The 25,618-nt window shown below is 49.4% G+C and carries 25 protein-coding genes; 17 read left to right on the forward strand and 8 right to left on the reverse strand.

The features are described from left to right. Positions 1 to 2 precede the first annotated feature (2 nt). From map to QL223_RS22510, 3 genes are all read left to right on the forward strand, one after another. On the forward strand, positions 3 to 800 hold the full coding sequence (gene map / locus QL223_RS22500; protein ID WP_002536375.1) for a type I methionyl aminopeptidase: 798 nt from the start codon (positions 3 to 5) through the stop codon (positions 798 to 800). Between the two features lie 52 nt (positions 801 to 852). After that, the gene (gene glnD / locus QL223_RS22505; RefSeq protein ID WP_002536373.1) at positions 853 to 3,474 is read left to right on the forward strand and encodes a bifunctional uridylyltransferase/uridylyl-removing protein GlnD; all 2,622 of its coding nucleotides are present in this window, start codon (positions 853 to 855) and stop codon (positions 3,472 to 3,474) included. A 166-nt stretch (positions 3,475 to 3,640) separates the two neighbouring features. Beyond that, entirely contained in the window at positions 3,641 to 4,018 is a 378-nt protein-coding gene (locus QL223_RS22510) for a DUF3461 family protein (RefSeq protein ID WP_002536371.1), read from the forward strand. A gap of 42 nt (positions 4,019 to 4,060) precedes the next feature. On the opposite strand, the gene truC is transcribed toward QL223_RS22510, so the two are convergent. Both truC and QL223_RS22520 read right to left on the reverse strand, forming a co-directional pair. After that, complete coding sequence (gene truC / locus QL223_RS22515; RefSeq protein ID WP_281546025.1) at positions 4,061 to 4,792, reverse strand: tRNA pseudouridine(65) synthase TruC; 732 nt, start codon at positions 4,790 to 4,792, stop codon at positions 4,061 to 4,063. An 11-nt stretch (positions 4,793 to 4,803) separates the two neighbouring features. Further along, complete coding sequence (locus QL223_RS22520; RefSeq protein ID WP_281546026.1) at positions 4,804 to 5,124, reverse strand: YqcC family protein; 321 nt, start codon at positions 5,122 to 5,124, stop codon at positions 4,804 to 4,806. Between the two features lie 229 nt (positions 5,125 to 5,353). On the opposite strand from QL223_RS22520, the gene QL223_RS22525 reads away from it, so the two are divergent. The 4 genes from QL223_RS22525 (at position 5,354) to QL223_RS22540 (ending at position 8,818) form a co-directional block, all read left to right on the forward strand. Further along, entirely contained in the window at positions 5,354 to 6,391 is a 1,038-nt protein-coding gene (locus QL223_RS22525; protein ID WP_002536365.1) for a DUF3549 family protein, read from the forward strand. 1 nt (position 6,392) lies between these two features. After that, positions 6,393 to 6,701, forward strand: coding sequence for a DUF3301 domain-containing protein (locus QL223_RS22530; protein ID WP_002536363.1), 309 nt, complete (start codon positions 6,393 to 6,395; stop codon positions 6,699 to 6,701). 1,547 nt (positions 6,702 to 8,248) lie between these two features. Further along, positions 8,249 to 8,482 carry a DUF2789 family protein gene (locus QL223_RS22535; protein ID WP_165017678.1) on the forward strand — a complete coding sequence of 78 codons (234 nt, stop codon included), beginning with the start codon at positions 8,249 to 8,251 and terminating at the stop codon, positions 8,480 to 8,482. 57 nt (positions 8,483 to 8,539) lie between these two features. Continuing rightward, positions 8,540 to 8,818, forward strand: a complete 279-nt coding sequence (locus QL223_RS22540) for a hypothetical protein (protein WP_281546027.1) — start codon at positions 8,540 to 8,542, stop codon at positions 8,816 to 8,818. Between the two features lie 16 nt (positions 8,819 to 8,834). On the opposite strand, the gene QL223_RS22545 is transcribed toward QL223_RS22540, so the two are convergent. Continuing rightward, a complete protein-coding gene (locus QL223_RS22545; RefSeq protein WP_281546028.1) occupies positions 8,835 to 9,608 on the reverse strand; it encodes a Zn-ribbon-containing protein in 774 nt (257 codons plus the stop codon). 6 nt (positions 9,609 to 9,614) lie between these two features. Beyond that, entirely contained in the window at positions 9,615 to 10,160 is a 546-nt protein-coding gene (syd, locus tag QL223_RS22550; protein ID WP_281546029.1) for a SecY-interacting protein, read from the reverse strand. 62 nt (positions 10,161 to 10,222) lie between these two features. On the opposite strand from syd, the gene queF reads away from it, so the two are divergent. The 5 genes from queF to xni all read left to right on the forward strand — a co-directional run bounded on the left by queF (position 10,223) and on the right by xni (position 17,524). Beyond that, positions 10,223 to 11,068, forward strand: a complete 846-nt coding sequence (queF, locus tag QL223_RS22555; RefSeq protein ID WP_281546030.1) for an NADPH-dependent 7-cyano-7-deazaguanine reductase QueF — start codon at positions 10,223 to 10,225, stop codon at positions 11,066 to 11,068. Positions 11,069 to 11,151: 83 nt separating this feature from the next. After that, a complete protein-coding gene (locus tag QL223_RS22560) occupies positions 11,152 to 13,422 on the forward strand; it encodes a GGDEF domain-containing protein (RefSeq protein WP_281546031.1) in 2,271 nt (756 codons plus the stop codon). 131 nt (positions 13,423 to 13,553) lie between these two features. Continuing rightward, complete coding sequence (locus tag QL223_RS22565; protein WP_281546032.1) at positions 13,554 to 15,110, forward strand: GGDEF domain-containing protein; 1,557 nt, start codon at positions 13,554 to 13,556, stop codon at positions 15,108 to 15,110. A 209-nt stretch (positions 15,111 to 15,319) separates the two neighbouring features. Beyond that, positions 15,320 to 16,690 carry a nucleotide 5'-monophosphate nucleosidase PpnN gene (ppnN, locus tag QL223_RS22570; RefSeq protein ID WP_002536348.1) on the forward strand — a complete coding sequence of 457 codons (1,371 nt, stop codon included), beginning with the start codon at positions 15,320 to 15,322 and terminating at the stop codon, positions 16,688 to 16,690. A gap of 63 nt (positions 16,691 to 16,753) precedes the next feature. After that, a complete protein-coding gene (gene xni / locus QL223_RS22575; RefSeq protein WP_281546033.1) occupies positions 16,754 to 17,524 on the forward strand; it encodes a flap endonuclease Xni in 771 nt (256 codons plus the stop codon). A gap of 50 nt (positions 17,525 to 17,574) precedes the next feature. On the opposite strand, the gene rlmM is transcribed toward xni, so the two are convergent. Genes rlmM through QL223_RS22595 form a run of 4 tightly spaced genes read right to left on the reverse strand, consistent with a single transcriptional unit; the run spans position 17,575 to position 20,608 of the window. Then, positions 17,575 to 18,642: a 23S rRNA (cytidine(2498)-2'-O)-methyltransferase RlmM gene (rlmM, locus tag QL223_RS22580; RefSeq protein ID WP_281546034.1), complete on the reverse strand. Its 1,068-nt coding sequence runs from the start codon at positions 18,640 to 18,642 to the stop codon at positions 17,575 to 17,577. 57 nt (positions 18,643 to 18,699) lie between these two features. Then, positions 18,700 to 19,074 (reverse strand): DUF423 domain-containing protein, encoded by a 375-nt coding sequence (locus QL223_RS22585; protein ID WP_281546035.1) that lies wholly within the window; start codon positions 19,072 to 19,074, stop codon positions 18,700 to 18,702. Next, positions 19,074 to 19,706, reverse strand: coding sequence for an alpha/beta family hydrolase (locus tag QL223_RS22590; RefSeq protein WP_281546036.1), 633 nt, complete (start codon positions 19,704 to 19,706; stop codon positions 19,074 to 19,076). The genes QL223_RS22585 and QL223_RS22590 overlap by 1 nt, the downstream gene beginning before the upstream one ends. Beyond that, a complete protein-coding gene (locus QL223_RS22595) occupies positions 19,703 to 20,608 on the reverse strand; it encodes a transcriptional regulator GcvA (protein WP_002536340.1) in 906 nt (301 codons plus the stop codon). Before QL223_RS22595 ends, QL223_RS22590 begins: the two co-directional genes overlap by 4 nt. 384 nt (positions 20,609 to 20,992) lie before the next feature. Here QL223_RS22595 and csdA point away from each other — a divergent pair, with 384 nt between their 5' ends. From csdA to QL223_RS22620, 5 genes are all read left to right on the forward strand, one after another. Then, positions 20,993 to 22,216, forward strand: coding sequence for a cysteine desulfurase CsdA (csdA, locus tag QL223_RS22600; RefSeq protein WP_281546037.1), 1,224 nt, complete (start codon positions 20,993 to 20,995; stop codon positions 22,214 to 22,216). A 40-nt stretch (positions 22,217 to 22,256) separates the two neighbouring features. Next, complete coding sequence (csdE, locus tag QL223_RS22605; protein WP_281546038.1) at positions 22,257 to 22,682, forward strand: cysteine desulfurase sulfur acceptor subunit CsdE; 426 nt, start codon at positions 22,257 to 22,259, stop codon at positions 22,680 to 22,682. 551 nt (positions 22,683 to 23,233) lie between these two features. After that, the gene (locus QL223_RS22610) at positions 23,234 to 23,974 is read left to right on the forward strand and encodes an SDR family oxidoreductase (RefSeq protein WP_046303005.1); all 741 of its coding nucleotides are present in this window, start codon (positions 23,234 to 23,236) and stop codon (positions 23,972 to 23,974) included. 17 nt (positions 23,975 to 23,991) lie between these two features. Continuing rightward, on the forward strand, positions 23,992 to 25,203 hold the full coding sequence (locus QL223_RS22615) for an acetyl-CoA C-acetyltransferase (RefSeq protein ID WP_281546039.1): 1,212 nt from the start codon (positions 23,992 to 23,994) through the stop codon (positions 25,201 to 25,203). A gap of 48 nt (positions 25,204 to 25,251) precedes the next feature. Next, positions 25,252 to 25,599 (forward strand): phasin family protein, encoded by a 348-nt coding sequence (locus QL223_RS22620; protein WP_002536332.1) that lies wholly within the window; start codon positions 25,252 to 25,254, stop codon positions 25,597 to 25,599. The last annotated feature ends 19 nt before the right edge of the window (positions 25,600 to 25,618 follow it).

Here is a 25,618-nt window from a genome sequence, read left to right on the forward strand (position 1 = left end):
CAATGAGCGCCACTATTAAATCGGCTGAAGAAATCGAAAAAATGCGTGAGGCCGGTCGCCTTGCGGCAGAAGTGCTTGAGATGATCGAACCGCACGTAAAAGCGGGTGTGACGACTGAAGAGCTAGATGATATTTGCCACAAATACATCACAGAGACACAGCAAGCGATCCCAGCACCGCTCAACTACCACGGCTTTCCAAAGTCTATTTGTACATCAATTAACCACGTTGTATGTCACGGTATCCCGAGTAAAACTGACGTGTTGAAAGATGGTGATGTCATCAACATCGACATCACAGTGATTAAAGACGGCTACCACGGCGACACGTCAAAAATGTTCCTGGTAGGTGAAGTGTCAGCGGAAGACAAAGCACTGTGTCACGTCGCACAGGAAAGCCTCTACCAAGCCCTGAAAAAAGTGAAACCTGGCGCGCGCATTGGTGACATCGGTACGGAAATCCAAAAGTTCATCAAAAACCGTCCAAAGCGTTACTCAATCGTGAAAGATTACTGTGGTCACGGTATTGGTGCTGAATTCCATGAAGAGCCGCAAGTGGTGCACTACAAGAACAGTGACCGCACCGTCATTAAAGCGGGTATGTGCTTTACCATTGAGCCAATGATCAACGCAGGTAAATTTGGCACTCTGCTGGATGATGATGATGGCTGGACGGTATATACCGTTGATGGCAAGAAATCCGCGCAATGGGAACACACGATTCTGGTCACGGACACCGGTTGTGAAATCCTGACTCTGCGCAGTGAGGAAAAACTGCCTCGCATTTTGAACAACGCATAATTCAAAAAACAGAAGTCGGCCAATGCGCCGACTTTTTTTATCAAGGATGACAATGAACAACGTTTTGCTCTCACCCAATGAACTGACCGCTGAGCAGCTGAATCTTACTGAGCTTAAAAATCAGCTGTCACTGTTCGGTGAACAACAGAAAGCCGCTTTTCTTGAACGCAAGCCCGTCACGGATTTGGTTTACCAGCGTTCAGATTACATTGACGCCTTGCTGGAAAGGCTGTGGCAACATTTCGAATTTCATCATCATCCCAACCTTTCGCTGATTGCCGTAGGCGGTTACGGACGCAGAGAGCTTCACCCTCTTTCTGATATCGACCTTTTGATCCTCTCTGAAAACGGCATAGATAAAAACTACCAAACGCGTCTCAGTGAGTTCGTAACACTGTTATGGGATTTAAAACTGGAAGTTGGTCATTCCGTGCGTACCCTCGCTGAGTGCATGGATGTCGGCCTCGACGATTTGACCGTCGCCACCAATTTACAGGAATCCCGATTGCTTTGCGGCAGTGAACGAATCTTCCATGAATTGAAAAACCGCATTCACTCTGAGCAGTTTTGGCCCAGCGAAAGATTCTTCAAAGCCAAAGTTAAAGAGCAAAAAGAGCGTCATGCCCGATACCATGACACGGCCTACAACCTGGAACCAGACATCAAATCCAGTCCGGGCGGTCTTCGTGATATCCATACCCTGAGTTGGATTGCCCGCCGTCACTTCGGTGCCACCAGCCTACGTGAAATGAGTAAATACGGCTTTCTGACTGACGCTGAATTCCGCGAGTTAGATGAATGCCAAACGATGCTGTGGCGCATCCGTTTTGCCCTGCACCTTGAACTTCGTCGTTATGACAACCGCCTCACCTTCGCCCATCAACCTTCTGTTGCTGAAACTCTCGGTTACCAAGGCGAAGGAAACCGTGGCATAGAGCTCATGATGAAAGACTTCTACCGCACACTGGGAAGAGTGTCTGAGCTCAACAAAATGCTGATCCGCCTGTTTGCACAGGCGATTGAAAACGAGCCCGACAGCAAAACCATTGAAGTGCTGAGCGATGATTTCCAGCGTCATGGCCGCCAGATTGAAGCGCGCAAGCCAGCATTGTTCCAGGCACGTCCCGACACCATCATCGACATGTTCCTGCACATCGCTAACGACAAATCGATTGAATCCATTTCAGCACCAACGCTAAGACAGCTCCGCACCGCGCGCCGACGTTTGAACCGCTTCCTGTGCGATGTGCCAGAAGCGAAAGAGAAATTTATCGCCCTGACCCGCCACCCAAATGCGCTGCACAAAGCTTTCCCTTTGATGCATAAGCACGGCGTGTTGTCAGCCTACCTGCCGCAATGGAGCCAAATAGTTGGCCAGATGCAGTTTGACCTTTTCCACGCCTATACCGTGGACGAGCACACTATCCGCCTGCTCAAACACATTAATGGCTATAGCTACGAAGAAAACCGCGACAAGCACCCTATCTGTTGTGATGTTTACCCTCGCTTGGCGAAACCGGAGCTTCTCTTACTGGCAGCGATTTTCCATGACATCGGCAAAGGCCGCGGTGGCGATCACTCAGAAATTGGCGCAGAAGAAGCCTATAGCTTCTGTATCGATCACGGTTTCTCTCGCCCTGAGGCGAACCTTGTCAGCTGGCTGGTCGGCAATCACCTCCTGATGTCTGTCACCGCTCAGCGCCGCGATATTTATGATCCGGAAGTCATTACTGAATTCGCGCAGAAAGTACGTGATGAAGAACGCCTCGACTACCTGATTTGCCTCACCGTGGCCGATATCAACGCCACCAACCCAGAGCTTTGGAACAGCTGGAAACGAACCCTTCTGGCAGAGCTTTACTACTCCACCCAGAAAGCGTTGCGTCGTGGGTTGGAAAACCCGCCAGATATTCGTGAACGTATCCGCCATAACCAACATTTGGCGTCAGCCCTGCTGCGTAAACACGGTCACACGCCACGGGAAATTGAGCTGCTTTGGCAGCGTTTTAAAGCCGATTACTTCCTGCGCCACACCCACAAGCAAATCGCCTGGCACAGTGAGCACATTCTGAGCCACGAAGGTGATGAGCCTTTGGTACTGGTCAGCAAGAATGCCACCCGTGGTGGCACCGAGATTTTCGTTTACAGTCAGGATAGACCAAGCCTGTTTGCCCGTGTGGTCGCCGCGCTTGATAAGAAAAATCTCAGCGTCCACGACGCACAAATCATGACCAGTAAAGATGGTTTCGCACTGGACACTTTTATGGTGTTGGACTCACATAACGAAGCGATTCAACCCGACCGGCACGAGAAAATCCGCGAGGGTGTCACATTGGCACTTACTCAGGATGGGCCGATCACGATTCCGGTCAAACGTGCGTCCCGTAAGTTGATGGCCTTTAATGTGAAAACGCAGGTCTCTTTCCTGCCGACTCGCACGGGACGTCGCACACTCCTTGAACTGGTCGCCCTGGACACACCGGGACTCTTGGCACGTGTAGGTGCAGTATTCGCCCGCGAAGGTGTGTCTCTGCAAGCGGCAAAAATTACCACCATTGGTGAGCGTGCAGAAGACTTTTTCATTGTGACTGATGGTGAACGCCAGGCGCTTTCTGACGAAGTTCAGAAAACGCTGAAAGAAGCACTATTTGATGCCTTGAATGATGCAAATTAGTGGTGAATGAAACTGGAGAATTTCGATCAGTCAGCATATTGGGCGATCTCGACCACAAGTCTCAGACATTGATCATAACAATGGTTGGGGCTGAAGAAAGGATGCTGCTAAAGTGAACAATAAGTGATTGAACCGTAGTCTGTTCTGACGATAGAAGGGGTAAAACATGTATCAGAATCTGAAAAACATCGGTATCGAACATCCAGAGAACATCGAGCGTTACACCCTGCGTCAAGAAGCCAATTCAGACACGCTGAAAATCTACTTTCACAAAGCCAAAGGCGAGCTGTTTGCCAAGAGCGTTAAGTTCAAATACCCACGCCAGAGAAAGAATGTGGTGGTTGACAGTGGCAGCGGCCGCTTCCGTGAAGTCACGGAGATCAACCGCAGTTTGTCGCTGGTCGTAGATGAACTGGATAAAATCGTGCGCCACGAGAAAAGCGAGCAGGATACCAAGAAGAAAATCCTTCGCGACCTACGTCACTTAGAAAAAGTGGTTGCCAGCAAGATCGCCGAGATCGAAGCCGATCTGGAAAAACTCTAGAAAAAAGGTCTCAGGATCTAGGATCCTGAGACTTGCTCTTCCTCAGAGCGCTCTGCCCCATCCCAAACCTTCAAGCACCCTTCGCCAAACTTCATCAACCTTGGCCTCAATCACCAGGTTTTCACCGGTTACCGGATGCTGAAATTCCGTTCGTGACGCATGAAGCAGCAGTTGATGACATTCAAATTCCTGACGGAACAGGCGATTGTGTCGCCCGTCTCCATGATTCACATCGCCCACGATATGGTGACTCAAGTGATGCATGTGACGGCGGAGCTGGTGCTTACGGCCAGTATGCGGTTTCATTTCCACCAGCGTGTAACGGCAGCTTTGGTAGCGCCCCATAGGGATCGGTAACTCCGCATGCGCAACCGGTCGGTATTCAGTGACCGCCTCTTTGGCTTCTGGCTCAGCCGTCGCGAATTTATCAGCCACCTTATCCAGTTCTTCTTTGAGTGGATAATCGAGCGTTGCACCTTCTTTAATCCAGCCACGAACAACCGCATGATAGGTTTTGTGAATGTCGCGCCCGGCGAACTTTGGCATCATTTGTGAAGCCATTTCGGACGAAAGCGCAAAAAGCAAAACACCGGAGGTTGGGCGGTCCAATCGATGAAGTGGAAAAACATGCTGGCCAATCTGGTCTCGCAACGTTTGCATGACAAAGCGGGTTTCGCCTTTGTCGAGCCAAGAGCGGTGCACCAACATACCTGAAGGCTTGTTAACGGCGATCAGCCACTCATCGCGATAAGTTATTTCTAGTTCAGTTTGCATCTTAAAAACGGTTATTGCGGTATAAACAGAGCATCAATGTCCATCGAAACACGGGTAATGTCTGCATGCCCTTCCTGACCACGCATGGCTTCTTCCACATAAGGAGCAATAGAAAATGACTCTGGCAAAGGTTGGCCGTGTTGTAACAGGAACGCCATTTTCGGGATAAAAATCCATTGAAGCCATTCGGCACAACCCAAAGTATCAACCGCGAAAGGCTCGACACTTGAAAGAGCCTCGCTCGAGGGTGGCTCACTTTGCCAGTGACCATGCACTTCTAGCGTGTCTTTGAGTGCCAACAGCAAGGCACCGACTTTTTCGTGTTTGCTCATAGAAATTGCTCTCTTTTACCCGCTTTTGCGTCCAATGGGTTGAAATATCAAACTGGCGCAAGCATATCACTAATCAATGCCGAGCGATCTGAAATCCACACTCCCATCGTTCAGCAACATTCAGTGAAAAGCGCTGTTACGAATCCATCGCCGCCCAAAGCCGCGAGAATGGTACACTCACCGCTGTTTCACTCTCCGCCAATGAAGGCAACACGAATTAGAAGTCATCATGGAAAATACGCTCTCTCTTAACGCCATATTGAGTCAGGCAAACTGCGAATTTCTGGTATTCGATCTCAGCCGACGCGTCACGCCTATTAGTAACAAAGATTTTGTGGCGATTGAAGAAAACCGCATGCCCTATCCTTTTCCTGCGCAGCAACATGCGCAAATCGGCATTGCATTCTGGCAACCGAATCAAGCCCCATGGATCTGGTTTTTAAAAATGCCTCTGGATGAACGTGGCCTTCTCAACCAGGCAGCACTTGGCGATTTCATCCAATATGTGGCGCAAGCCATGGGCGCGACACTGGATAAAACCCCGACGGAAGAAGAACAGGAAAAGCTTGCTGCAAACCCATATACCTTCAATCCGCAGGATGATAAGAAAGCCATTTTCCATGCTTTCCTCACCGCTAAGCTGAACCAGCCTGCCAGCCAGTATTATGACCATGCACAACATTACGCTTCAGGTGAGCTTGGCTGGGAGGAGTGGCAAGGAGTAGGGCTTCAGGGAATTGCCGATCTGTGCGCGCGCATGGACAAGCACAACAACCTTACCCGTTTGCGTAAAGCCCTCTCGAACATGCCGCAGCCACCCAAATATGCATTACTGGGCTGTCTCGAGCATTGCGATATTCCGGACTCACTGGCTGCACGTCTTGAGGAAGACATTCAGGCCATGCTGTCTGGTGACGAAACAGACCTGTTCCTTCTCACTGCTCATGTTAGGGCATTGGCTGGCGCCAAGCCGGACGTTGTGCACGGTGTCATTGAACGTATGCTGGCAACTGAAGCGCTCCGTCACCGTGAAATGTTGATTGCGATTGCAGGGCGCTGTTGGCAAGCACTATCAAATGAACCACTATTAGACGCCTTTCTTATCGCCGTTGCTGATCAAAAAGATCAGGCTTTCTTCCAGCAGATGGTCGCTGATCTGGTGATGATCCCAGCGCTTCGTCCACAGGTGTTAGCTTTACTGCACGGCTCCGCATCGCCAGCTTTGCTTGATGCCGTGAAGCAACTCCAGCAATCCGTGAAGGCTTAAAATGACTGCTGATCTGTTTTGGATATTACTTATCGCTATCGTTGCCAGCTTGTTCTGGCAACAACGCCGGCAGAGTGAACTGGCGAAAAACTATATCGTCCGTCGATGCCAGCAAACTAACGTGCAGTTGATTTCAATTGCGCGGGGCAGTCATTCCTTTGGTTGGCCAAAAGGCCCATTGGATATTCAAACCCGCTACTACTTTGAGTTTTCTGTGAATGGTCTGGATTGCTACCAGGGCTATGCCGTGATGAAAGGGATGCGAATCAAAGAGATTTATATGCCGGCATATCCGGTGTTGGAGGAGTAATACCAATCGCACAAAAAAGAACGGGCGCGACTTTCGTCGCGCCCTTAAGGTCTTACTTGCAGCTATCCGGCTACGAAATTTGCTCCCTGCATCAATCCTTGATCAGTAGCTGATTCCTTCAGCGTTATCCTTATCTCTCCGTCCTGGAGGTGTCCTTCGGTCTTACCTTGACCCATCGAGCTGTCCCAGTCTCGACTCTCATCCTCGTCCTGAGGGTGTCCTTTACTTCGTCCTGAAGTGATTCCTTAAGCCCCCAATCCCGGGTTGTCCTAAGTGTCTTCCTGACCAGCAAACTTCCTGTCTACTGTACGGTTCCTTCCGTGTCCCTAATCCGCATTCCTTGCTGGTAATACAATCCTTGCATCACCTGCTCTTCCTGAGCTGCCAAGTTCCGTGGCGTTAGTTCCTGTTCCGTGTGTCAGTATCCTTCCGACACCGCAAAGATTACGCGAACCAATTTCCAAAACAACCAACCCCAAGGTGATTAAACTCACACTTTTATACAGAGTTAGATTCGATATCGTTATCTTATTGTTTTTAAAAGAATTAAAAAATTGAACTTTCTGAAAATCTCACGGTAAAACAGCGCAATCCCACGCACTTGTAAGAGATCTCTCACAAGCTTGTAAGTCATCGCCACGGAATAAACATACTGTTCTGTAAAGCAGAAACAAGAAAGAGCAGTATATATCTCTAAATTGTTATCGGCATGTAGTCATTTTTACGAGTTTGTAGAGAAAAGAGGAGAATATCCTAATGCGTTATGAGATGAGAGGTAACTGGGTACTGCATGGTTTGGGAGGTATCGGAATATAGAGCCAAGCTCTTGGCTCTTCCTAGAACTGGCTGTTAATCCCCAAAAAAAGAACGGGCGCGACTTTCGTCGCGCCCTTAAGGTCTTACTTGCAGCTATCCGGCTACGAAATTTGCTCCCTGCATCAATCCTTGATCAGTGGCTGATTCCTTCAGCGTTATCCTTATCTCTCCGTCCTGGAGGTGTCCTTCGGTCTTACCTTGACCCATCGAGCTGTCCCAGTCTCGACTCTCATCCTCGTCCTGAGGGTGTCCTTTACTTCATCCTGAAGTGGTTCCTTAAGCCCCCAATCCCGGGTTGTCCTAAGTGTCTTCCTGACCAGCAAACTTCCTGTCTACTGTACGGTTCCTTCCGTGTCCCTAATCCGCTTTCCTTGCTGGCAATACAATCCTTGCATCACCTGCTCTTCCTGAGCTGCCAAGTTCCGTGGCGTTAGTTCCTGTTCCGTGTGTCAGTATCCTTCCGACACCGCAAAGATTACGCGAAACAGTTTCCTAAGCAACCCACCCAAGCCAGACTGCAGTCACAAAATTAGTCCCTCAGCAAAACACAAATAGTAACTCATTGTTTTTAAATCATTTAATAAAAAGAAAAAAGACATTTCCTCGTAAGATAACAGGATAGTCCTACCGATTTGTAAGAGATCTCTCACAAGCGATTGAGACTGGATTGAACACGAGCTTCTATACTTTCGAAACACTAAGAAGTCGTTGGGCCGATGGAGGAAACATTGATGGAAGTGTTTAACCACAATCTTGAAAACCTGTTTCAGCAATTGGGGCTCCCCTCTGATAGAGAAGCTATCAGCTCCTTTATTGCTGACCACCATTTAGAATCAGGTGAGAATCTAACCTCAGCTGCTTTTTGGTCTGCGAGTCAAAAACAGTTTCTCGAAGAGGCAAAGTTGCAGGATGCCGATTGGGTTGAGCAAATTGACACTCTCGATACTTTATTGCGTAAGGACTGAAGTTGCGGTATTCATTGCCCTCTCCACGGATTTTGAAAAGATGTTAGGGAAGAGACAATGAGTACAGATTTTACCCCTTTGCTTGAGCAAGCCATTCAATCTTTGGTGAGTGAGGGGAAGGAGCCGACTGTCGCGTTAATTAAAAGTCGCCTTGCCAGCCCGGTGCCTATGCCGCTTATCATCAGCGCGCTTCAGCGTTGGAAGAAAAGCGGTACAGTGCCAAAAGTCGAGCTGGTGAAAAAGGATGACAGTGCGGAAGCCCGCATTAAAGATTTAGAAGTTCAGGTGAAGGCGTTGACAGAACGTCTTGAAGCCCTTGAGCAACGCCTTCCTTAATTGGCTTAAAGTGGGATTACTGAAAATCCCAGGATAAGTTCGATACCAACCGACAATCGTCGCATTTGAAGTGGAATACATCGTGCAGTGGTGACTCAAGTAACCAGTCGCCACCGCATTTCGGGCATTTTCGAGCCAACTCCGATTCCGCATCCTTCCCGCCAACTCGGTACTGATAGTAATAGGTGGGCACTTTGGTCAGATACTCGATACGTCCGCGAATGTCCCAGCCTTTTCGGAACAGCAGACTCTCTGCATCCTGGATTTCTGCTAGCGCCGCGTGTTCGGCTTTGAACGCCCCAGCCATCTGAATTTCATCACACGCTTGCCATTCAGTTTGCCACTTCACTTCCGCTTTATGATCGCCGTTAAAGGTCGCAGGAATATGGTAAAGCGGTATGGGCAGTAAGGTTTCACCGCAACGCAACGGTGAACAGGTATGAACATAAGTGGTGTACATCACCTGCCAGCTGCGCTCAATCTCTGGTGCGCTCTCTTCCGAATTAATATCACGCCCCAACACCTTCACCTTGGGTGATAAAAGGCTCGCATCCGCCAGTTGGTTCAACTTCTGTTTAACCTGTGGGCTATTGTTCTTAGGGTTCAGGCTGTCTTTTTCAGGACACACCGCTCGGACATGGAATTGCCCATTGCCCAGTACCATCGGAAATTCGCGCCCCAGCACCTGACCATTGTAGCGAAGGGCATCCATCAGGCCATTTACTGCGCGGTCTACCGCAGAAATGGTTGTATCGTCGAAGCACTCAAACGTCAGTTCAACCACATACATAGACTATCACACCTCTGGCTCTAACTGCTCAAGAAACGCTTCAATGTTTGGTGCCAGCACCATTCGCTGTTTGGTGCCAATACGCTCCTTGATCACTTCACCGCTGACATTACAAGTCGAAATCACATCCAGTTCATCATCCGTCGCCGCAATAAAAATGGTCGGGTTGTGTTTAAGGCGTTTTTGCATCAGAAGATGGCCCAGCATGTTCTCTTGAAGACGCGGTAAGTCTTCTTCGCTCCACACCTGGATGAGCTCCAGAGAGTGTCCGTCAAACCTTGCTGTCATGTCACCGCAATATTGTCCCGCATAAAACGACTTAATGTCCTCATGCAGCGAAATACCAATGCCTTCTTCAACGTTAGAGAAATCCGCCAGCTCTTCACGTTGAACCGGTTGCCAAATCACCACCTCGTCTGTTTCCTGTACCACACATGGCGATTCCAGGCCAAGATAGGCGTCGCTTTGTGGCTTAGAACCGTGTTTCTTGTGCCAGGCGTCCACAAAGCGCTCGCTGAAAGACCAAAGCGCACGGGAGACAGAGTGATTCATTAGCAAGATTCCTCAAGATTCAGTAAACTTTGCGCATTCTAATCGATCCGTGGCAAAACCGTATGAGCAAATATCAAGATGCAAAAGAACTTGCTGGCCTGACGTTGGGTCAGAAAACGGACTATCAGGAGCACTATGCCCCTGAGCTGCTGCAACCCGTACCACGAAGCCTTAACCGCGATGACCTTGATTTGGGCGATTCGCTGCCATTTACCGGGTACGATATCTGGACGCTCTACGAACTGTCTTGGCTGAACAAAAAAGGGCTACCGCAGGTGGCGATTGGTGAAGTTCGCCTGCCAGCCACGACGCCAAACCTGATTGAATCCAAGTCTTTCAAGCTTTATCTGAACAGCTTTAACCAGACCAAGTTTGAAAGCTGGCAGGAAGTGGTAGACGCGCTGGCGAAAGACCTATCAGCGTGTGCGGGTGCTGATGTGGACGTAACGCTTTCCCCTCTGGAAGAGTTCACCAATACCCCAGTGATTGCTTTTGGTGGCGAGAACATTGACGAGCAAGACATCGAAATCGACAACTATGAGTTCGATTCATCACTGCTCGAAGGCGCGGCTGAAGGGCCAGTAGTGACTGAAACCCTGAACAGTAATCTGCTCAAATCTAACTGCCTGATCACCAGCCAGCCAGATTGGGGCTCTGTACGCATTGCTTATAAAGGCAAGCGCATCGACCGTGAAAAATTGCTGCGCTACATTGTGTCATTCCGCCGCCATAATGAGTTCCATGAGCAGTGTGTTGAGCGCATCTTCACTGACCTGATTAAGTACTGCCAACCAGAACTTTTGACCGTTTATGCACGTTACACCCGTCGTGGTGGCCTAGACATCAACCCATACCGTACTAATATGGGTAAAACGCCAAGCGAAAACAATCGATTGGCGCGTCAATAACCTCACGAGCAGGCTCTGACTTCAGAGCCTGTTTTTCTTTATCCTATGAGGGTCTGTTGACCCGGAAACGACATTAATCTGCCATGCGATTCTTGCTAGCCGCACTGTTTTCTTTCTCTTTGTTCTTTAGTGTCTATGCCGATGCCAAACTCTATTCCACACCGATTTTGGCGGAAGCAGAAGCATTGATCCCCACCGCACCAGAGAAAGCGCTGGCAGTCACAGAGCGCTACCTGTTGCAACGTCGTTTGGCCGAATCGACCAACCGCCCCCACAGCAACAATGAATCCGACCGCTCTATCCGCACGCCGTTGAACACAGTGCACGCCTACCTTATCACCGCCAAAGCACACAGCGCCCTTGGCAATCAGGAAGCGGCATGGGAGGCATTGGATAACGCAAAAAGCACGGTCGAAGGGCACGGCATGAAGCAAGCCAAGCTTGAAATCATGCTCACGCAGGCCAGCATACTTTATTATCTCGATGACAAGCCCGACGACGCTGTCGCCCTCTTACAAGCGCTGCTGAACACTATCGCAGCCCAAAAAGGCCTGAAAACGACTGGCGTTGAGCGAATCGATTTCGAAGCCAAACTACTTAACGCGATGATCACCACCAGCGACGAGACAGAAACAGAAAGCCTCGCGCAGTTTTCTCAGGTGGAACAGGCACTGGGTGAGCAGCCTGATCTGGAACAGAAGGTGCGTTACCAAATTGCCATTGGCAATTATTACCTTGGAATTGAATCTTACGAGCGTGCGCTTTCTGAGCTTCTCAGCGCGTACTGGCTTGCCAGCGAAAATGACTTTGCTTCGCAGATTGCCAGCGCCAGTCTTTCCTTGACCAAACTCTACCAGCAACAAGGGGCAATGGATAAAGCGTTGCAACACGCTAATCAGGCCGCTGAATTCTACGAACAATACGATCTGAGCCGCGGACTGTCCGAAACCCAAACCCTTCTGGCCAACATATACAGCCAACAGGGTCGCTACAACTTCGCACTGGTCCATTACTTCAACGCACTGGACCTGGAAAACTTGCTCTCCAGAGCAACGAACATTGCCGATATCAACGTCTCGATTGCACGAACCTACCTCAAGCTACTGCGCTTTGGTCAAGCTGAAGAATACGCGACCCGTGCCGTCAAGGTGGCCAGTGAACACGAATTAAACCTGCCACTGGCACAGGCTCTCATCCTCAAAGGTGAGTTGGCGGTGATAAACAAAGAGCCTGATGTTGCTATTGATGCGCTGAAACAAGCAATGACAAACGCAGAAGCATTGAAAAACCGGGGATTGATGATCGAATGTCTAGCCCGTCTATCGCAGGCTTATGAGCAAAAAGGCGATTTCAAGCAGGCACTGAACATCCAGCGCCGCTTCGACATGCTCGAAAAACGCAATGAAAGCCAAAAGCAGATACTCGAAGCGGAATCGTTCAAACATCGTCAGCGTGTGATTGAACGCCAACTGCAGCTTGAAGATATGCAGCGAAAACAGGCTGCCGACGAAGAAATCATTGTCGAACAGAAGAAAATCAACCTGTTTCTGTTGGGGGGGCTGGCCGTGCTGTTGCTGGTTCTGGTGCTGCGACATCGTGCTGCGAATCTTCGCCAGCATCAGCTGGAAGACCTGCAAAAAGAGCTCTACACCCACCCAAGAAGTGGGCTCAGAAACCTGCGTATGCTGAACGACAGACTCTCAAATTCTCTGGCGAAAAGTAGTGCTCACTTCGAACAATGGTATCTCGGCGAGATGATCCATGAGCCCTTGAGCGACAAACTCAGCTTCGCGATGTTTGAAGTACCGTTCCTTAAGGTGGTTTATCTTCAACACGGTTACCACCAAGGGTTAGAGCTAGAACGAAAACTCGGGGACTACCTGCAATCCCATATCGAGAAGCCAACGCGCCTTTATCACTTCTCTGACGCCATGTTCATTTACATTGAGCCAAATGCAGAAACGCTGAATGAACCTGAAAAGCTGGCCGGAAAAATCCAGTCGCTCATTGATGATTTTGTCCAGGAAAGCAGACTGGAAGACGTCGATGACCGTCTTCGTATCGGTATGGCGGATTACCCCTTCCTACCACGCGCTTTTACCTCAATAAACGACAAGGAATTGATAGACATCCTACTGATGGCAACGAGTGCAGCACGTCAGGCCAGCAAACTCGAACACACCAGCCAATGGGTGCATTTAAGCGCCATAGATTCGACACCTGCCGCCTGTTTTGCTGACAACAATGTTCGTCAGGCTTGTCTGGACGGCATCAACACAGGTCTTATCAAGGTCAAAACTTCGGCACTCAGCGGAATTAACTGGCAGACGGTTCACGAATCTGATAAAAACTGACGCCAATCTATTGATAGCCCTAGTAATAAACCGTTATAGCTAACCGTTGCCCACATGTAATGGTGAAATAGTAACTTCTCTTGCAGACTTTTTTCGTGCTGCATTGAAGTTCGGAGATGTAGTCGCGTTTTATGTCCAACTTCTCGTCAGATGACGATGTCATTGTATTGAAAGAAAAGTTGCAGCAATCCCAGCTGGTTTTCCGTGATTTAGCCCTTAAATCGCGGCGCGAAGCGACGATCCTGAAACGTCTTATTTCACGATTAATTGCCGCCTCCCAGGCTCATGATGACCCTCTTCTCAACGAGCGCCTCTCACAAATCAGACGTGAGCTTGACTCTCAGGAAGATGTCAGTAGATTGATCCCGCAACTTGCATTGGTAGAGCGCATGGTCAACAGACACAATCAGGCAACGGAACGTGCCAAAGACTCGCTGGAATGCCAATTCCAGCAAAGCGGGGAAACGCTTAAGTGTCTGCCCGGCTTGCCTGCGCAATTAAAACGCGACCTGCGTACTCTGTTGACCAGTCCTGCCGCAGAACAAAAAGGCAGCACTGAAAAAATTGTGGCACTGCTTCAGCTCTATGAACGCGCCCTCAAATTACTTTCTCTGCCATCCAACGGCCTCAGTGCCCGCGATCTGCTGAACATCGATCGCATCAACCAGCTATGCAGCGAACTCCAACACCTGATCACCGAACTCGACTTTGACGGCGAAGTTGGTGACCGCTTGTTGGATATCCGTAGCCGCTTGTTGCTATCACCGGATGCACAGACCCTGCTTGAACTCACTCTGGAATCTGTTCAGCTGATCCTCGATGGAACGCGCAATGAGCGCAAAGCATCTCAAGCGTTTCTTTCCCAGCTCAATGAGGATTTGTCGATTCTGCAGCGCCACAATGGCCGATCAATCGACAGCTCGCAGGCCATTGCTACCCAGCGCAGTTCGCTCAATGAAGAACTGGCAGCGTCGGTGGATTCGATTCATACCCATCTTCAAGACGCAGAATCACTGGAAGAGCTACGCCCTAATCTGTCACAGGTCGCCGTCAACCTTGCTTCTCTTGTCGCTCGTAACCGCGAGTTGGAAGAACGAGAGCAACAGTTGATGGAGCAGCTGCAGCACAACGAGCAAAAGCTGGAAGCGCTGTATCAACAAACCATGGATTACCGTCGCCGCCTTGGCGATCAGGAGCGCAAGCTGCTGCTTGACCCTCTCACCAAGGTGTATAACCGTGCCGCGCTCGATGACCGCCTGGAACATGAATACCGTTGCTGGATTCGCTACCAAACGCCTTTCTGTCTGGCGATGATCGATATTGACCATTTCAAGAGCGTGAATGACCAGTACGGCCATTTGGTCGGTGACAAAGTGCTGAAAGTGGTTGCCCGAACCATTCACCAATGCCTGCGTGATACAGACTTTATTGCGCGGTTTGGCGGTGAAGAGTTTGTGGTCCTGCTACCGGATGCGGATGAAGAAACCCGCAAAGCCCTTCTGAACAATGTTCGCGAAACGGTTTCACGTTTGCCCTTCAAATTCAAAGACACCCGCCTGACCATCACGGTTTCTATCGGTGGCAGTCTTTTCAAAGACAATGACAGCACAGTGGATGTACTGGAACGTGCTGATAACGCCCTGTACAACGCCAAACACAACGGTCGCAACAAGCTGGTCTGGGCTTAACCCTCAAGCAATCAATCACCTACCCCCTTTTCTTACCCTACAGCGTTTTGGTTTTTTAATACCTGAACTGGATAAACCGCTTTTCTGTGTGTATGGTTAATTAACACACTGATTTTTAAACCATTGAAAATAAATTCTGATAAAAACGAAATGGTGTCACCTACACCCTCCCTCTAATACAGTGTGTTTTCTCTACACAGGAGGTGATTATGATCACTCACATCAGCCCAGTCGGGGCCATGGATCTTCTTTCCCAGCTTGAAGTAGACAGACTGAAAGACACTGCTAAAAGCGACCTTTATCGCCTGTATCGCAACTGTTCGTTAGCGGTGCTGAATTCCGGCAGCCACACAGACAGCTCCAAAGAGTTGCTGGAACAATATAAGTCTTTTGACATCCGCGTGATGCGCCGCGAGCGTGGCGTGAAGCTAGAGCTGATTAATCCGCCTGAACATGCCTTCGTTGATGGCCGTATCATTCGTGGTATTCAAGAGCATATGTTCTCGGTGTTGCGCGACATCATTCACGTTAACGTCCAGCTTGAGCATGCCAAAGTGTTCAACCTTACCAATTCAAACCATGTGACCAACCTGATTTTCGATATTCTCCGGAATGCCAAAACCCTGGTGCCGGGGAAAGATCCGAACCTGGTGGTATGTTGGGGAGGTCACTCAATTAATCCGATCGAGTACCAATACACCCGCGAGGTCGGTCACGAACTTGGTTTACGCGAACTCAACATCTGCACCGGTTGTGGACCCGGCGCGATGGAAGGCCCAATGAAAGGGGCGGCCATTGGCCATGCAAAACAACGCGTCAAAGGCAGTCGATTCCTTGGTTTGACTGAACCTTCCATCATTGCTGCTGAACCACCCAATCCTATTGTGAATGAACTGGTGATCCTGCCGGATATCGAAAAACGTCTTGAAGCGTTTGTGCGTGTTGGGCATGGCATCATTATCTTCCCTGGCGGTGCGGGTACCGCTGAAGAGCTACTGTATCTTCTTGGCATCTTGATGCATCCAGACAATGCTGATCAACCTATGCCTGTGGTTCTGACGGGACCAAAAGAAAGCGCCAATTATTTCCGCGTTATTGATGAGTTCATCCGTGATGTGATTGGTGAGGAAGCCACCAAGTACTACCAAATCGTGATCGGCGATCCGGCAAAAGCGGCGCGTATCATCAAGCAAGGTATGCCTGCGGTAAAAGAGCACCGCCAATCAACGGGTGATGCCTACTCATTTAACTGGTCACTGAAAATTGCGCCTGAATTCCAACTGCCGTTCGAGCCGACCCATGAAAACATGGCAAACCTCGACCTGCACATGAATCAGCGTCCGGAACTACTGGCTTCGGCGCTTCGCCAAGCCTTCTCAGGCATCGTTGCTGGCAACGTGAAAGAGGAAGGTATCAGGGAAATTGAGCGTAATGGCCCGTTCAAGATCAATGGCGATGCTGTGCTGATGAAGAAGATGGACAAGCTCCTTCGCGGGTTTGTGGAGCAGCAACGTATGAAGCTGCCCGGCTCAGAATATATTCCCTGTTACGAGATCGTTCAGGGCTCTGATGGGCGATAGGCTTTCATTTATCTCTCAAGCAATTAGAATGGCCCCAACGGGCCATTTTTATTTGGGTAATCCATGTCAATTCATCTTGTCATCATTGATGCCATGAACCTCATCCGCCGGGTGCACGCTGCGCAGCCAGATCCGGAAGATATCGCTTCGACGATTCAAGTCTGCAACCGCGCTTTGACCAAGATTATCCGCTCTTCAGAACCTACCCACATTGTCGCGGTGTTCGACCATACGGAGCAGGACAGAGGCTGGCGGGCTGGGCTGGTCCCCGAATACAAGCAAGGCCGCAAACCCATGCCAGAAGCTCTGCAAGCCGGACTGGATAAGATTCAGGATGCGCTTTGGGATATGGGCATTGACTCGCTGCTTTCGTCCGGCGATGAAGCGGATGACATGATTGCGACACTCGCGGTCAAAGTGGCCAGCCACGACGGTCAAGTCACCATAGTGTCAACCGACAAAGGCTATTGCCAGTTACTGCAACCAACGCTGCGCATACGCGATTATTTCCAGCAACGCTGGCTCGACAGTCCGTTTATTGAAAAAGAGTTTGCCGTTCAGCCTCAGCAACTGACTGATTACTGGGGGCTGACGGGCATTAGCTCTAGCGGTGTTTCTGGTGTACCGGGTATTGGCCCTAAAACCGCTTCTACCCTCCTGCAGCGTTATGGCAACTTGGAACAACTTTATGCCGCTGAAGATGTTGAGCCCAAATGGCAGAAAAAGTTAGACGGGACAAAAGAACTGGCACTTCGCTGTAAGCAAGTCGCGACGTTGAAAACAGATATAACGCTGGGTTTTAACCTTCAGGATATCCGCTACACCGCCCCCTAACTCTTGCAAAGCCCAAATGCGAAGAAGGCAGCCGATTGGCTGCCTTCTTGTTATTTCAGTACACGAATATGAACCGTGATTTCTTCCCGGTCGTGATAAAGATGCTTCGCCTGCATTTCAAATTTCACACCGTTTTCAATCAGGAACTTTTTCAGATTCTGTAGATCGTCTTTCACTTGCTCGAAGCGACGATTCATCGGCAATTTCAGGTTAAAGATGGTCTCTTTCGCCCAGCCTTCAATCAGCCACTCACCCATCAATTGTGCCACACGGTAAGGCTTTTCAATCATGTCACATACCAACCAGGTCACGTTCTTACGTGGAGGCTCGAACTTAAAGCCGTCAGCAGCATGGTATTTCACCTGGCCGGTTTCCATCAGGCTCTCCGCCATCGCACCGTTATCCACCGCGTGAACGAACATTGAGCGCTTCACCAGTTGATACGTCCAGCCACCCGGACAAGCGCCAAGGTCAACCGCCCACATTCCCGGTGCCAATCGTTCATCCCACTCTTCACGAGGAATAAATGCGTGGAAGGCTTCTTCCAGCTTTAACGTCGAACGGCTTGGCGCATCCGCTGGGAACTTCAAACGATGGATACCCATGTAGTGTGGTGAGTTGTTATTCGACAGTGAGTAGCCGACGAAACAGCAGCCCGGCGCAGTGAAACACACATGCAGCACTGGCTTTTTCGGGTTGTCTTTTGCCAGCAATACGCCACGTTTACGCAGCGCCTGACGCAATGGCACAGTAAATTTTCGGCAGAATTTCAGTAACTCTTTTGCCTGCGCGGTATCTGGCGTTTCCACGCGGATATCACCGCATTTTGGCAGTTCCCCGCCGAGCGCCAGAATTGGCGAGATGCGGTCGCCTGGATCCAAATCGTTCAGGGTATCCACTACCGCAATCATCTGACGCGCAAAAATCAGTGAGGTCAGCGGCAGCGTCTGAAGCAGTTTTTCTGCATCGCCTTGCTGGTAACACTCAAACAGCACGTAGCCAGTGTTTTTTTCCACACGTGGAAAACCGTACACTTCGACTCCTGTCGCTTTGTCCTGAATCTCACCCGCACACTCTTTTTCAAAGCCCTGGCGGCAATACAATAAAATCTGGTTCATCTCGGGCCTGTTACCTATAAAAATGACGCGACATTATGATGAAGCAAGGTGCTGAACTCAAGCTTTGCGCCAGAGTGTTACCGCAGCGAGAAGCCATCCCACCAAAAAGCTGGTGCCGCCAAGTGGCGTGACAGGCCAAAGCCATCGCCAATCTGTCAGCGCCAAACCATACAAGCTGCCACTAAAACAAAGCATGCCGATGGCAATAAACCCGCAAGCAAGCGAAAGCATACGCTGTGGCTGGATATGATTCCAAAACCCCAAGGCGATTAATGCCAGCGCATGCAAGAACTGATACTGCACACCTTTTTCGATAATAGAGAGCTCATAGGCGGGAAGCTGCGCTTTTAAGGCGTGAGCTGCAAACGCCCCGAGTGCCACTGCAATACCCGCGAAGATACAGCCAAGTGAAGCGTATTGGCGACCATTCATTAGCACACCTCTTTGATAAACGCCGCGATGTGGTCAGCTGCCATCTGACGGTTACCGGTTTCGGTGTGGCCCGATGCTTTTCGCGGTTTAAAACTGTGGTCACCATCAGGAATGAACGTCAGGGTGACCTTATCTGACAATGGGTAGCCTTCCAGCTCAGCGCGGTTACCGAAAGTGTCACGCTCTCCCTGCAAGATCAGTGTGGAAAGTGACAAATCGGCAAGATGCTCGCCCTTGTCTTTTTCTGGCTTACCTGGTGGGTGAAAAGGAAAGCCTAAACAAGTTACGCCTTTCACCCCCTCGACATCAGCGAGGTGACTCGCCATTCGCCCCCCCATGGACTTTCCGCCAATGACCGTTTTATCTGTGCCATATTCCGCAATCACTTCTTTGAATGCTTCCAGCAGTTTGGGCGCGCGGTCTGGCGGACGCTTTTTTCCATCTTCAGCACGTTTGACCATGTAAGGGAAGTTAAAACGCACAACCCGGATGCCATGAGCGGCTATCATTCCTGCGACTTCCTCCATAAAGTCGTGCTCCATGCCTGCTCCGGCACCATGCGCAAAAATAAAAGTATGTTCGGCCGACGTCGGGCCATCAATCAACACACTCTTTTCTGAAAACTCACTCATGCAGAAATACTCTCCTGTTCGGCAGCAGCTTTCGCCAATACCCATTCCCTAAATGCTGCGATACGGCCTGAATCCGCATCTTTTTGTTGGCTGACAAGATAAAACGCATTCTTACTCATCAAGAAATGCTCAAACGGGCACACCAGTCTGCCAGATTCCAACTCTGGCTGTGCAAGTACATTGTTACTCAATGCGATGCCCTGCCCCAGTGCGGCAGCCTGAAGCACCATGGTGGAGTGACTAAAAATCGGGCCATAATTTAGATTAATGTCACTAATCTGATAGTACTTGGCGTAAGTCTTCCAGTCCTTTCTTGTTCTGTCATGAAGCAAAGTGTGATGCTTCAAATCTTCGAGACTATGCAGTGGCTTAGGCCCATTGAGTACTGCTGGACTGCACACTGGCAGCAGAAACTCCGGATAAAGCTCATCACAGCGCAGCCCAGGCCAATTTCCTCTTCCGTAATAAATTGCTACGTCGACATCGTCCGTCAGGGAGCCATCTTCCATGTCTACCGCTTTAATGCGCACATCAATCTCTGGGTGTTGCTGGTTAAAGTCCGCCAAGCGAGGTACCAGCCACTGAATCGCAAAACTTGGCGGTAAACTGATGGTCAGAGCCCCTTTCGCCCCTCGCTCTAACACCCGATCCGTGGCATCCGCCAAAGAAGTAAATATATCTTTTATATCAAGGAAATAGCTCTGTCCTTCTTCTGTCAGCAGGAGAGAGCGGTTACGACGTCGGAACAACTTTAAACCAAGGAATTCTTCCAGCGCTTTTATCTGATGGCTCACGGCAGCTTGGGTTACAAATAGCTCTTCAGCGGCACGGGTAAAGCTTAGATGACGGGCTGCGGCTTCAAACACGCGGAGCGAATTGAGAGGGGGAAGACGTCGGGCCATGGTGCGTCCTTAATAAATAAGTTTTTCTAATGAACAGTATTATAAAATGTCGATTGTTCTGGCTCCAGAGAAAACCTATAGTTTGCGCGCACCACGGGATTCTCGTTCCCTACGTACGACAGATTTTGTGGTTGCGATGTTGTGTTTGCATATTTCGGCATCGCCGAAATTCGGTAGAGACTTCTACCTTTCATACTTGCTGTATTTTTTGAATCCTATCAATCAAAAAATTTGTCGTAGCACTGAGCAGATTGCCCGGTGCTTTTTTTTGCCCTTCGTTTCGCTTTGAAACCATTTCACATCCATTACTTTCTCTTGAGTTAATATTACGAAAAAGCGATCATTCGCCTCCATTAACTGAGTCAGTGAAGCGAAACCGAAACCATGACCAACCGCCCTTTTGATGTAGATATCATCCGACGCGATTTCCCATCGCTGGATCAGCACATCCATAGCCAGCCACTGGTTTATCTGGACAGTGCAGCCACGTCGCAAAAACCTCGGGCGGTGATCGAGAGCATTAGCCAATACTACTCAGGTGCCAATGCCAACGTGCATCGCGGTTCCCACTCACTAACGGCTTCAGCAACTAACCGCTTTGAAGCGGCACGTCAAACTGTCGCAGATTTCCTGAATGCCCCTGTTGAAGGTATTGTCTGGACCCGTGGCGCGACAGAAGCCTTAAACCTTATCGCGCAAAGTTATGCCCGCCAGAACCTGAAGCCGGGCGACGAAATCATCGTGACCGAAATGGAACACCACGCCAATATTGTTCCCTGGCAGTTAGTCGCCGAACAAACGGGCGCAAAAGTGGTGAAATGGCCTGTTAATCCCACTACCTGCCAATTAGAACTGGCCGCGTTGGATAACTTGCTAAACGCCAAAACCCGCATGGTGTGCATTGCACATATCAGCAATGTGACAGGTACCAGAAACCCGATAGAAGCGGTTATCGAAAAAGCCCATCAGTCAGGTGCGGTAGTCGTGGTTGATGGCGCGCAGGCAGTGGTACATGAGAATGTTGATGTGACAGCTATGGACGCAGACTTCTATGTTTTTTCCGGTCATAAGCTGTTTGCTCCAGCAGGCATAGGGGCGCTATACGGTAAGCCTTCACTGCTCGAAGCGATGCCTCCGTGGCATGGCGGTGGGAAAATGGTCGAGAAGGTCAGTTTTTCCGGCACTCAGTATGCCGAGTCGCCAGCAAAATTTGAGGCAGGTACTCCCAACGTCGCAGGTGCCATAGCGCTCGGTGAGGCCATTCACTGGCTTGGCAATATTGACCACACAGATGCAGAAGCTCATATCGGTACGCTTCAAAGCTTGCTGGTTGAAGGTATCCAACACATTGAGGATGTACGCATTATCGGCTTACAACGCGGAGCCAGTGTCGTCGCATTTACTGTCGATGGCGTTCATCACTCCGACATTGCCACCTTGTTGGATCAACAAGGCATTGCGGTGCGATCAGGACATCATTGCGCTCATCCTTTAATGGATGCGCTTGGCATCAATGGCTGTGTCCGTATATCAATCGCCCTTTACAACACAGAAGAAGATATCGCCCGATGTGTTGCTGCCATTCAGAAAGCCTGTGATTTGCTTTAAAATACCGACAACCTCTTTTCGCTGACCATTGAGCCGAACCATGACAAACATTCAGCCAACCCATCCTTTTGGTACCGATATTTCGACCGAAGACATCTTAAACGAAATGTCTCAATGCAAAAGCTGGGAAGATAAATACCGTCTGGTTATTCAGATGGGAAAAAAGCTGCCAAACATGGACGAAACATTAAAAGAAGAAAGTATTTCCGTGCCTGGCTGTGAAAGTAAAGTTTGGCTTACATGGAAAATTTGCGAGGGAGTCTACTATTTTTCTGCCGACTCAGACGCAAGAATTGTTAAAGGATTGTTGGCTATCATTCTTGCTGCCGTCGAAATGAAATCAAAAGAAGATATCCTCACTTTTAATTTCGAAAGCTACCTTGAAGCCTTGGATCTTCTTGCTCATATCAGCCAATCAAGAAGTAACGGCGTCCGGGCGATCATCAATCAGCTAAAAGCCTTATAAAACCTGCCTAACAGCCCCGTTTTCGTTATAAATTCACTGTTTTAACTGACCACTTTACCGTACAAGAATCACTTTAAAGCTGAGAGGCTGGTCAATTATTCTGCGTTTATAGTTGCGAAAACGGAGGTTTCTTCCTTAAATTCATCTGGTGTATTTTTAAGCAGCACGAATACCTATTTAGTGCATCAATAAATGGTGAATAAAAAAGAAAATCGTTTATTAAACACAAAAAACACTCCAAAAGATCCAAATGAAAACCATAATTTAACACACTGTTAACTTATGGTGTTTTGTTGTAGATCAAGATCTTGTTTCTGTAATTCTCTCCTAATTCCTTTTGCCTTACTCATAAGATTGTATATCTTTAATTTCGGTGGTCATAAAACCATCACACATAATAACTATTCTAAATTCGAGACTAGATGAGTTTCCTTAGTCTCAACCCTTACGCGCTAAAACTAATAAATTACAGGTGCCTGTATTTTTGGATAACCAAATGCAGTTACAGGGGTCAAACGTTCAATTGCTTGTTGTTAAGAATGGAGTCAACAATGAAGAAACTCGCGCTCATCACCGGTTCAAAAGGTGGTATCGGCTCGGCGATCACAGAAAAATTGGTAAGTCAGGGCTATCGCGTGATTGCTACCTACTTCACCGGGAACCTGCAATGTGCCGAGGAATGGTTTGAAGAGAAGAAATTCAACTCAGACCAGGTACGCCTGTTCGAACTGGACGTGACCAGCACAGCTGACTGTGCAGAGCGTCTCCCCAAGCTTCTTGAAGAAGAAGGCACTATCGATGTTGTAGTCAACAACGCCGGTATCACACGTGATGGTCTCTTCAAGAAAATGGCAGCCGATAACTGGCATGCAGTTATCGATACTAACCTCAATAGTCTTTTTAACGTAACCCAACCTCTTTTTGCCGCTATGTGCGAAAAAGGCGGCGGCCGTGTCATCAATATCTCATCTGTTAACGGCCTAAAAGGTCAATTTGGTCAAACCAACTATGCAGCTGCAAAAGCAGGCATGATTGGCTTCACCAAGTCACTGGCATTTGAAGGTGCAAGATCCGGAGTGACCGCCAATGTTGTAGCCCCTGGCTATACAGCAACCCCAATGGTAGAAGCCATGCGCGATGAAGTGCTGGAGTCTATCAAAGGTGAGATTCCAATGAAGCGTCTGGCTCGTCCAGAAGAAATTGCAGAAGCGGTTGCGTATCTTGCAAGTGACGCAGGCGCTTATATCACCGGGGAAACGCTGTCGGTCAACGGCGGCTTGTACATGAACTAAACGGGAAAAGACGACACATGGAAAAAGTGTATATTGTCGCGGCCAAGCGTACCGCGATCGGCGCATTCACAGGTTCTCTGAAAGATGTTCCAGCAGGAAAGCTGGCAGCATTTGCAATCAAAGGCGCTCTGGAAGCAGGTAATGTTTCCCCAGACGCCATCAACGAAGTGATTCTCGGCAACGTAGTCAGTGCAGGCCAAGGCATGGGTATTGGTCGCCAGGCCGCCATCTATGCTGAATTGCCAGAAACCGTTCCAGCTTATGCCATCAACATGGTTTGTGGCAGCGGCATGAAAGCGGTCATGGACGCGGTTGCACACATCCGCTGCGGCGACGCAGAGGTCGTGGTTGCAGCAGGTGTCGAGAACATGTCTCAAATTCCGTTCGCAGCGTCTGGCTCTCTGCGCGGCGGACAGAAAATGGGCGACATCAGCCTCAAAGATCTTTTGATCAACGACGGTCTGACTGACGTCTACAACCAATACCACATGGGCGTTACTGCTGAGAACGTTGCTGAGCTCGTCGGCCTAAGCCGCGAGCAACAAGACGCGTACGCGCAGCAGAGCCAACAAAAAGCCGTTGCTGCTGTTGAAGCCGGTCGATTCAAAGATGAAATCGTGCCTGTTGAAGTAAAGCAACGTCGCCAAACTGTCACTTTCGATACTGACGAATACCCTAAAGCAGACTGCACACAAGAAGGTCTGGCGAAGCTTCGCCCAGCCTTTGACCGCGAAGGTACAGTCACGGCTGGTAACGCGTCTGGTCTTAACGATGGTGCCAGTGCTGTGATCGTCGCTTCAGAAGCAGCGGTTCAGCGCCTTGGTCTGAAACCGTTGGCTGAAATCACCAGCTATGCGCAAGTTGGGTTAGATCCAAAAATCATGGGCCTTGGCCCTGTAGGTGCTGTAACAGAAGCTCTGAAAAAAGCAGAGCTGTCTATTTCCGATGTGGATCTGTTTGAGCTCAACGAAGCCTTCGCTGCTCAGGCTCTGGGTGTTGTTCACCAATTGGCGGACAACCATAGCGTTAGCCCTGACAGCATTCTGGAGAAGGCAAACGTCAATGGTGGCGCAATTGCATTGGGTCACCCGCTCGGCGCATCAGGTAACCGCGTTCTGGTTTCACTGATCCACGAGTTGGAAAAACGCGAAGGCACATATGGTGTTGCTTCGCTTTGCATCGGCGGCGGCATGGGTACGGCAGTTGTCGTGAAACGTGCTGATAGCTAAGAACGTTAAACCCCCTTGGATCTAATTAATACACTTAGGAGAAACACCATGTACACCGATATGTTTAAAGCATTCTCTGAGCAAACAGAAAAAACGCTGGCACCTTACGTTAAGTTCAACAAACTGGTTGCTAAGAACGTTGAAACTCTGACTGAACTCCAACTGAGCGCTGTTAAAACTTACAGCGAAATGGGTCTAGCGCAAGTTAAAGCAGCAAGCGAAGTGACTGACGTGACTTCTATGACTGCATACAGCAGCCAACAGCTGGCAGCGCTGACTAAATTGTCTCAGCAAATGATGGACGACAGCGCGAAGCTGCAATCTATCGCGAAAGAGTTCAAAGACGATCTGGAACAACTGACTACTGAAAACCTGAAAGCTGCTCAACCAGCTTAATTTTAGGTAGACCCGCCCT

The sequence above is a fragment of the Grimontia sp. SpTr1 genome (genome assembly GCF_947387585.1).
Taxonomy (GTDB): domain Bacteria; phylum Pseudomonadota; class Gammaproteobacteria; order Enterobacterales; family Vibrionaceae; genus Enterovibrio; species Enterovibrio indicus.